Origin of the sequence: Ramlibacter sp., assembly GCF_013697775.1 — a bacterium.
Taxonomy (GTDB): Bacteria; Pseudomonadota; Gammaproteobacteria; order Burkholderiales; family Burkholderiaceae_C; genus Ramlibacter.
In genome coordinates this window covers 1-9,131 of record NZ_JACCWG010000156.1, presented here as the reverse complement: position 1 = coordinate 9,131, position 9,131 = coordinate 1, and the positions used below count along the sequence as shown (strand labels likewise).

10 protein-coding genes are annotated in these 9,131 nt (G+C 71.0%); 7 read left to right on the top strand and 3 right to left on the bottom strand.

Translation table 11 applies throughout. The features are described from left to right. From H0U68_RS07775 to H0U68_RS07755, 5 genes are all read left to right on the top strand, one after another. The coding region (locus tag H0U68_RS07775) for a hypothetical protein (protein WP_296354286.1) at positions 1-863 on the top strand (863 nt) is incomplete at its 5' end. 25 nt (positions 864-888) lie between these two features. Beyond that, positions 889-1,191 (top strand): PqqD family protein, encoded by a 303-nt coding sequence (locus H0U68_RS07770; RefSeq protein WP_296354284.1) that lies wholly within the window; start codon positions 889-891, stop codon positions 1,189-1,191. Further along, the gene (locus H0U68_RS07765) at positions 1,188-2,273 is read left to right on the top strand and encodes a radical SAM protein (protein WP_296354282.1); all 1,086 of its coding nucleotides are present in this window, start codon (positions 1,188-1,190) and stop codon (positions 2,271-2,273) included. Before H0U68_RS07770 ends, H0U68_RS07765 begins: the two co-directional genes overlap by 4 nt. Then, a complete protein-coding gene (locus tag H0U68_RS07760; RefSeq protein ID WP_296354289.1) occupies positions 2,273-3,433 on the top strand; it encodes a nucleotidyltransferase family protein in 1,161 nt (386 codons plus the stop codon). Before H0U68_RS07765 ends, H0U68_RS07760 begins: the two co-directional genes overlap by 1 nt. An 87-nt stretch (positions 3,434-3,520) precedes the next feature. Beyond that, positions 3,521-4,465: an SMP-30/gluconolactonase/LRE family protein gene (locus tag H0U68_RS07755; protein ID WP_296354280.1), complete on the top strand. Its 945-nt coding sequence runs from the start codon at positions 3,521-3,523 to the stop codon at positions 4,463-4,465. A gap of 12 nt (positions 4,466-4,477) precedes the next feature. Here H0U68_RS07755 and H0U68_RS07750 read toward each other — a convergent pair whose 3' ends face one another. After that, positions 4,478-5,278, bottom strand: coding sequence for a DUF72 domain-containing protein (locus H0U68_RS07750; protein WP_296354278.1), 801 nt, complete (start codon positions 5,276-5,278; stop codon positions 4,478-4,480). A 61-nt stretch (positions 5,279-5,339) separates the two neighbouring features. Between H0U68_RS07750 and H0U68_RS07745 the strand changes: the two genes are divergently transcribed. Together H0U68_RS07745 and H0U68_RS07740 are read left to right on the top strand one after the other, a co-directional pair. Next, a complete protein-coding gene (locus H0U68_RS07745; protein ID WP_296354276.1) occupies positions 5,340-6,812 on the top strand; it encodes a M20 family metallopeptidase in 1,473 nt (490 codons plus the stop codon). 59 nt (positions 6,813-6,871) lie between these two features. Then, on the top strand, positions 6,872-7,753 hold the full coding sequence (locus H0U68_RS07740) for an alpha/beta hydrolase (RefSeq protein WP_296354274.1): 882 nt from the start codon (positions 6,872-6,874) through the stop codon (positions 7,751-7,753). On the opposite strand, the gene H0U68_RS07735 is transcribed toward H0U68_RS07740, so the two are convergent. Next, on the bottom strand, positions 7,750-8,934 hold the full coding sequence (locus H0U68_RS07735) for an MFS transporter (RefSeq protein ID WP_296354272.1): 1,185 nt from the start codon (positions 8,932-8,934) through the stop codon (positions 7,750-7,752). The two genes, H0U68_RS07740 and H0U68_RS07735, sit on opposite strands and share 4 nt — an antisense overlap. Beyond that, the coding region (locus H0U68_RS07730) for an RsmE family RNA methyltransferase (protein WP_296354270.1) at positions 8,931-9,131 on the bottom strand (201 nt) is incomplete at its 5' end. The genes H0U68_RS07735 and H0U68_RS07730, both read right to left, overlap by 4 nt.

The window sequence follows — 9,131 nt, the reverse complement described above, 5'->3', positions numbered from 1 at the left end:
TCGCGCTGGTACTCACGGGCGCACGCCCTGCTGGCGCGCGCATGACGCCGCAGGCCGCGCGGCACCGGGTGGTGATTACCGTGGGCCGCATCCCGATCGCCGTGCGCACGGCCGACGCCGCGTTCGTGCGGATGCTGCAACAGCGCTACGACGGCTTCCTGGAGAGCGGGCCCGAGCTGCCCTGCGAATACGAGTTCGACGTCGAGCTGTCGCCGCCTGCCGGGGTGGACCCGGATGCCGACGTGCAGGTGTCTCGCCAGGGCAGGTCCTGGGTGATCGAGCGCGGCGACTTCCGCGCCGAGTGGGATCCGCACAGCCGGCACGGCCGCATCCGGCAGGCCCCGAATCCGTATTCCATCGATTCCGTGCTGCGCATCGTGCACACGCTGATCCTCGCCCTGCGCGGCGGCTGCCTGGTGCATTCGGCGAGCGCGGTGCGGGGCGGCAAGGCGTATCTCTTCTCCGGCGTGTCCGGCGCCGGCAAGACGACGATCTCGCGGCTCGCGCCGCGCGACGTGAAGGTGCTCACCGACGAGGTGTCCTACGTCTGCAAGGAGCCGGCCGGCTACCGTGCCTACGGCACGCCGTTCGCCGGCGAGCTGGGGCGCCCGGGCGCGAATGTGGATGCGCCGCTGGCAGCGGTGTTCCTGCTCGCGCAAGGCCGGGAGAACCGCATCGACGAGGTGCCGCCGGCGCAGGCCGCGCGCGCCATGCTCGGCAACACGCTGTTCTTCGCGCAGGATGCGGCGCTGGTGCGCGGCGTCTTCGCCGGCGCGCTGGACCTGGTGCAGTCGGTGCCGGTGCGGCAATTGACGTTCGTGCCCGACGCGCGGGTCTGGGACCTGGTGGGGAACGCGGTGTGACGGCGCGCAGGCGCGAGGAGGCGGCATGACGACCGGCAAGTGCTACGTGGCGCGATCGACCGACGTGGCGGCACGCATGATCGGCGGCGAGATGATGATCATGTCGGGGCGCGATGCCTCGCTGTTCTGCCTGAACGAGACGGCGTCACTGCTGTGGAGCGCCGCCGACGGGCAGGCCGACATCGACCAGATCGCGGCGCTGGTGTGTGCGCAGTACGACGTGGCGCCCGACACGGCGCGGGACGACCTGCTGCAGGTGGCGCGCGAGCTGGCCGCGCACCGGCTCATCGTCCTGTCCGAAACACCGGTCGGCGGGGCGGCACCATGAGCTCGCTCATGAACGAGCTGGGCGCGCGCGCGTTGGCGCTCGGCCTTCCGCTGGGCGTGCACCTGGACCTCACCTACCGCTGCAACGAGCGCTGCGTGCACTGCTACCTGGACCACGAGGACCACGGCGAGATGAGCACCGCGGAAATCCTGTCGGTGGTCGACCAGCTGGCCGAAGCGGGCGTGATGTTCCTCACGCTGAGCGGCGGCGAAATCTTCATGCGCAAGGACGCGCTCGAGATCGTGGCGCACGCGCGGCGGCTGCAGTTCAGCGTGAAGCTCAAGACCAACGCGGTGATGGTGGATGCCGGGAAGGCGCGCGCGGTCGCCGCGCTCGGCGTGGAGTCGGTGCAGATCAGCGTGTACTCCCACAAGCCGGACGTGCACGACGCCATCACCAAGGTCAAGGGATCGTTCAAGCGCACCGTCGAGGGCGCCAGGCTGCTGAAAGACAACGGCGTGCGCGTCAGTTTCGCCGGCGTGCTGATGCAGCAAAACGCGCACGACTACCGCGGCGTCCAGGCCCTGGCCGAGGAGATGGGCGTGGGCTTCACGCTGGACCCGACCATCACGCCGATGATGGACGGCGACCGCGGCATCCTGGACCTGAACATCGACCGCGCGTTGCTGGCGCAGGTGATGAACGACCCCGCACTGGGTGGCGAAGCCGCTGCCGCGCCCGCCGCGCAGCCCGTGTCGCACGAGGACGCGATGGAGACGATTCCCTGCAGCGCCGGCCACACCGCCTGCTACATCTCGCCCTACGGCGAGGTGTTCCCCTGCGTGCAGTTCCCGCTGCCCAGCGGCAACCTGCGGCAGACGAAGTTCATCGACATCTGGAACGACTCGCCGCAGCTGGCGCAAGTCCGCGCCATCCGCGTCTCCGACCTCGAAGGCTGCTCCTCCTGCGCGAACAGCGGCAGCTGCTCGCGCTGCCCGGGCCTGGCGTACATGGAAGGCAACATGCGCGGTCCGTCGATCCAGGACTGCGAGAAATCGCTCGCGCGCACCGGCGTCGCGTCGGAGAACCTGCGCCGGCGCGACGCCGGCGCGCGGCCGGTGGTGTGGATGACGGCGCAGTGATGCCGCCGCTCGCGCCGGAAGTCCGGCTGCTGCTGTGCGCCGGTCGCATGGCGCTGGACGAACGCGCGCAGGCCGAATTCGGCGAGCTGCTGCGCTCGCCGCTGGACTGGACCTTCCTGCTGGAGCTGGCCTCCGCGCACGGCCTGGTGCCGCTGCTGTACCAGCACGTGGAAGACACCGGCGCCGACGCGGTGCCGCCGCATGTGCTCACCATGCTGTGGGCCGCGCAGGAAGTCACGTCGCGGCGCAACCAGGCGATGTCGCGCGAGCTGCTGCGCGTGCTCGATCTGCTGGAGCACTACGGCATCGCCTGCCTTCCCTACAAGGGGCCGACGCTCGCGCAGGCCGTCTACGGCGACGTGGCGATGCGGCAGTTCAGCGACCTGGACATCCTGGTGCGCTGCAAGGACGTGCCCCGGGCAAGGCAGCTGCTGGCCAAGGCCGGCTACGCGCCGGCACACGTGCTCACGCGCCACGCCGAAGCGGCGCTGCTGCGCTCGCGCTTGCATTACCACACGATGCTGCTGCACGCGGGCACCGGCGTCGCCGTCGAATTGCACTGGCGCACCGACCCGGTCCGCGCGGTGGAGAGCTCCTGCCCGGACGTGTGGACGCGCGGCACGCGCACCGACTTCCGCGGCACCCGCATCCGCGCGTTCAGCCGCGACGAGCTGCTGCTGGTGCTGGCGTTGCACGGGAGCAAACACCACTGGTCGGGCCTCGGCTGGCTGGTCGACATCAGCGAGCTGGTCCGCCAGGGCGGCCACGACTGGAGCTGGATCTGGAAGGTGGCGCAGCGGCTGCGCGCGCGCCGGCGGCTGGCGCTGGGCCTGCATCTGGCGCAGGCGCTGCTGGGCTGCCCGCTGCCCGACGCCGCGCGGCAGCCCATCGCGGCGCTGGGGGTCGATGCCATGGCCGAGGCGATCTGCGCCGACCTGTCGCGCCCCGACGCGTATGCCGCGCGCGGCGCCGTGGCGCGCGCGCGCCTGGACTTCATGCTGTGCGACACGCGGCTGGAGGGCACGCGCGCGCTGGTGCATTCGCTGCTCGCGCCCACCATGGCCGAATTGACCCGCTGGCATTTGCCGCGCGCACTGCAGTTCCTGTATGTGCCGCTGCGCGTTGGGCGGCTGGTCGGCAAGCACCTGCGCGGCGGGTGACGCGGCGCGCAGGCCCGGCACATGCGCCGACGGCGAAAGCGGCCGCGTTTTCGCCTGCTGATCGCCCCGGCTGACATACTTGTGCCGATGCCCGGGCTCTACCAGATCGCCGACGCCGCTTTCCGCGGCCTCATCCTGTCCAACGCCGAGGTCGAGTGCCTGTACGACGGCGGCCGCTGGCTGGAAGGGCCGCTGTGGCTCGCCGACAGCGAGCAGCTGCTGTTCTCCGACATCCCCGAAGACTGCGTGCTGCGCTGGGCGCCCGGCATGGGCGTGGGCGTGTTCAGCCGCGGCGGCCACCAGAACGGCCGCACGCGCGACCGCTGGGGCCGTGTGGTGGCCTGCGAGCACGGCGGGCGGCGGCTGGTCGCGCGCGAGCCGGACGGGCGCCTGAGCGTCCTGGCGAGCCACCACCAGGGCAAGCGCCTGAACTCGCCCAACGACGTGGTGGCGCGGGCCGACGGCAGCCTGTGGTTCACCGACCCCGACTACGGCATCCTGACCGACTACGAAGGCGTGCGCAGCGCGCCAGAGCAGCCGGCCTGCCACGTGTTCCGGCTGGACGCCGGCGCGGGCGAGCCGCAGGCTGTGGTGGGCACCATGGTCAAGCCCAACGGGCTGGCCTTCTCGCCCGACGGCCAGTGGCTCTACGTCGCCGAAAGCGGCGGCTCGCACGTGGCCGCAACGCCGCCGGAGATCCGCCGCTTCGCCTGGCAGCCCGGCGGCGCGCTGCAGCCGGCCGGCGTGCTGGCCACGCTGGACTGCGGGCTTCCCGACGGCATGGCGGTGGACGAGCACGGCAACGTGTGGAGCAGCGCCGGCGACGGCGTGCATTGCTTCGCGCCCGACGGAACGCTGCTGGGCAAGCTGCACCTGGGCTGCGTGACCAGCAACCTGTGCTTCGGCGGCCCGCGCGGCAACCGGCTGTTCATCACCAGCGCCAAGCGGCTGTTCGCGCTGCACGTCGCGGTGCGCGGTGCCCCGGAAGCATGCGCGGCGGCCCCGCTGGAGACGCGGCAGGCGCCTCGCTAGCGACGCAGCGCGTCAGCCCGCGCCGAGCTGCCGCAGCGTCTCCATCGCCGCCGCCGGCGCGCGTTCCTTGGCGCCGCTGATGAAGTACATGAACACCTCATGGCGCGGGCTCTTCGCCGTCCAGGCCCGGGCGCCTGCAGCCCATTGCGCCAGCGTGTCCGCCGCATAGCCGGTGGGACAGCCGGACTCGGTGCGCATCAGGCGCAGGTAGGCCAGCTCGCTGCCGGCATCGGCGATTGCCGGATAGGTGTCCGAGTCGGCATGCACGGTGGCGCAGTCATGGCTGCGCGCGAGGTCCAGGTATTCCTCGCACAGGAAGCTGTCGTGCCGCGCATCCAGCACGTGGCGCAGCGGCCGGCCGGCGACCTCCGGGGGCAGCAGCGCGAGGAAGGCGCCGATGTTCTGCGCGTCGAACTTCGTGCTGGGCATCAGCTGCCAGACGACGGGGCCGAGCTTGTCGCCGAGTTCGGCGAGGCCGCTGTCCACGAAGCGCTGCACCGACTCGGCCGCCGTGGACAGGTCCTTGCGGTGCGTGGTGAAGCGGTGCGCCTTCATCGAGAACACGAAGCCCTCGGGCGTCTCGTCGCGCCACTTGGCGAAGGTGGCCGGCTTGAAGGTGCTGTAGAAGGTGCCGTTCACCTCGATGGCCGTGAGCTGCTGGCTCGCGTAGGCCAGCTCGCGCGCATGCGGCAGGCCCTTGGGATAGAAGTTGTCGCGCCAGGGCTCGTAGGTCCAGCCGCCCACGCCGACGCGAATGCGGCGGCTTTCGCTGTCCTCGACCTTGATGCGTGAGGAAGTTTCGTCGTGGCTCATCGTGCGCTCCGGCCAAAGGCCACACTCTAGCGCCCGCCGCGGGGGCATCGTACAGTGCGTCATGAACGCTCCGCTCCACCGCGAAATGCCCACGGCCGTGCTCGACAGCGCCGCGGCGCTGTCCCAGGTCACCGCCCAGTGGGACGGCGACATCGTGCGCCAGCTCACCGATTACATCGCCATCCCCGCCAAGTCGCCCGGCTTCGACAAGGACTGGTCGCAGCACGGCTACATCGACACCGTGGTGCGCAACGCCGCTGGCTGGGTCGAGGCGCAGAAGGTGCCGGGCCTGCAACTGGAAGTGGTGCGGCTGCCCGGGCGCACGCCGGTGCTGTTCTTCGAGGTGGCGGCGACCAAGGCCGGCTCAACCGGCACGGTGCTGATGTACGGCCACCTGGACAAGCAGCCTGAATTCAATGGCTGGCGCAGCGACCTCGGTCCCTGGACGCCCAAGTACGAGGACGGCAAGCTGTACGGCCGCGGCGGCGCCGACGACGGCTACGCGGTGTATGCAAGCATCGCCGCGGTGCAGGCGCTCAAGGCGCAGGGCAAGCCGCATCCGCGCATCGTCGGTTTGATCGAAACCTGCGAGGAATCCGGCTCCTACGACCTGCTGCCCTATGTCGATGCGCTGCGCACGCGGCTGGGCGAGGTGTCGCTGGTGGTCTGCCTGGATTCGGGCGCCGGCAACTACGACCAGCTGTGGCTCACCACCTCGCTGCGCGGCCTGGTCGGCGGCGTGCTGAAGGTGGAGATCCTCACCGAGGGCGTGCACTCCGGCGACGCCTCCGGCCTGGTGCCCTCGAGCTTTCGCATCATGCGGCAGGTGCTCGACCGGCTGGAGGACAGCGCCACCGGCCGCCTGCTGCCCGACATCTTCCATTGCGAGATCCCGCCCGAGCGGGTGACCCAGGCGCAGGCCACCGCTTCGATCCTGGGCGACGAGGTCTACAAGCGCTTTCCCTGGGCGCACCACGACTGCAACGGCTCGACCCTGGTGGCGCTGCCCACCACCACCGACCCGACGCAGGCGCTGCTCAACCGCACCTGGCTGCCCACGCTGTCGGTCACCGGCGCCGAGGGCTTTCCGTCGATGCAGGACGCGGGCAACGTGCTGCGCCCCTACACCGCTTTCAAGCTGTCGCTGCGCCTGCCGCCGCTGGTGGATGCGGGCCAGGCGGCGCAGCAACTGAAGGTGCTGCTGGAGGACAACGCGCCCTACCAGGCCAAGGTGACGTTCGAATCGGGCGGCGGCGCCTCCGGCTGGAACGCGCCGGGCACGGCGCCCTGGTTCGAGCGTGCGCTGAACGCCGCCTCGCTGGCGCACTTCGGTGCGCCGGTCGGCTACGTCGGCCAGGGCGGCAGCATTCCGCTGATGGGCATGCTGAGCAAGGGTTTTCCCACGGCGCAGATGATGGTCTGCGGTGTGCTCGGCCCGCGCAGCAACGCGCACGGGCCCAACGAATTCCTGCACGTGCCGTACGCCAAGAAACTGACCGCGTCGGTAGCCGAAGTGCTCGCGCAGATGCCGTGATTTAGTTCACAAAAGCTTCTGTTGCGGGCAGGCGGGATGCGCGGGATCATCCCGTCGAGATGAACGAGCACGCGAGGGAATCCACCCTTTCCACCTACACCGCAATGGACGGCGACAACCTCGCCGTGCAGGACTGGCCGCTGGCCCCTGAGCGGGCGCCGCGCGGCATGGTGCTCATCGTCCACGGGCTGGGCGAACACGCCGGGCGCTACGACCATGTGGCGCGGCAGCTGAACCACTGGGGCTTCGCGGTCCGCGGCTACGACCATTACGGGCATGGCGACTCCGGCGGCTTGCGGGGCGCCTTGCCGTCCGACATGCGGCTGATCGACGACCTGGCCGACCTGATGGACAGCACCCGGGCCCGCACGGAACCCGGCACGCCGCTGCTGCTGCTGGGCCACAGCATGGGCGGCCTGGTCGCCAGTTGCCTGGTGGCGCAGCGCGTGCGCCCGCTGGACGGGCTGATCCTATCGTCGCCGGCGTTCGATCCCGGCCTGGGCACCACCCGGAAGGTGCTGCTGGCCGTGCTGCACAAGCTGGCGCCGGGCATGGCGGTTGCCAACAGCGTGGACCCCGCGCTGCTGTCGCACGACGCCGGCGTGGTGGCCGCCTACAAGTCCGATCCGCTGGTGCACGACCGCGTGACCGCGCGGCTCGCGCGCTTCATCGTGGACCACAGCGCCGGCGTGCTGGCGCAGGCGCCGCACTGGCACGTGCCGACGCTGCTGATGTACGCGGGTGCGGACCGCGTGGTCAACCCCGAAGGCAGCCGCATGTTCGCGCAGGCGGCACCACGCGAGGTGGTGACGGTGCGCCGCTTCGAGGCGCTGTTCCACGAGATATTCAACGAGGCCGACGCCCAGCCGGTGTTCGGCGCGCTGGGCGCCTGGCTGGACGCGCACTTTCCGGAGCCCGCGTCCAGCGCGGTGGCGGTCTAGGAGCGCGCCTGCGCGGCCGCCGCGCCGCGGGCGGGGCGCAGCGCCAGCCACAGCAGGCCACCGCCGGCCAGCAAGAGCGGCGGGATCGATCCGTAGTTCAGCCAGTCCCAGCCGCGCGTGTTGACCAGCACGCCGGAGGCGAACGAGCTCAGGCCGAGCACGGCGAAGGTGAAGAAATTCAGCGCGCCCTGCGCGCGGTCGCGCTCCTGCGGCGTGTACGCCGACAGCGACAGCGTGGTGCTGCCGGTGAACAGGAAATTCCAGCCGACCCCCAGCAGCGTGAGGCCGACCAGGAACTGCTGCAGCTGGATGCCCGACAGCGCCACCGCGATGCACGCCAGGTTGAGCACCACACCCACGCCCATGACCGGCAGCGGGCCGAAGCGCTTGATCAGGTGCCCGGTGAAGAAGCCGGGCGCGAACATGCCGATCACGTGCCATTCCAGCACCAGCGCCGCGTCGGAGAACGGCAGGCCGCACTGCTGCATGACGATGGGCGTGGCCACCATCAGCAGGTTCATCACGCCGTAGCCGAGCGCGGCCGCGCCGGCCGCGACGATGAACACCGGCTGGCGCACGATTTGCGACAGCGGCCGGCCACCCGCGCCCGCCACCTTGGGCGGCACCGGCGGAAACCGGATGAAGGTCATGATGCCCAGGGCCAGCAGCGCCACCGCGGTCAGCGCGATGTACGCGCCGGCAAAGGGCACGCCGAACATGTCTCGGCTGCGCGCGGCCAGCGCCGGGCCGAACACGCCGCCCGCCAGGCCGGCGGCCAGCACCAGCGACACCGCCTTTTCGCGCGCCTCGGGGGACGCGAGTTCCGCCGCGGCGAAGCGGTACAGGCCGGCGTTCGCGTTGTAGTAGCCGGCCACCAGAGTGGAAAAGCACAGCAGCCAGAAATTGCGGCTCGCCGCCGCATAGGCGCACAGCAGGCACGACAGCATCGCCACCACCAGGCCGAGCTGGAACGACCGCTTGCGCCCGAAGGCCGCCTGCGTGCGCGCCACCGCGCCGGTGGACAGCGCGCTGCCCACCACGTAGCCCATCACCGGGATGGTGGCCATCCAGCCGTAGGGCGCCAGCGACAGGCCGACCAGCCCGTTGATCGCGATGAAGGTGACGTTGTTGGTGAGGAACAGGGCCTGCAGCGCGGCCAGCAGCCAGAGGTTGCGGTTCATGGAAGTCCCAGGGTCAGCAGGGCCAGCGCCGCCAGCGGCGCGGTGTCCGCGCGCAGCACGCGCGGACCCAGGTGCGCGGCGCGAAAGCCCGCCGCCACCGCAAGATCTTCCTCGGTGGCGCTGAAGCCGCCTTCCGGGCCGCTCAGCAACCACACCGGCGCATCGGGCTGCACCGCCTGCGGCAGTGCCAGTGCGGC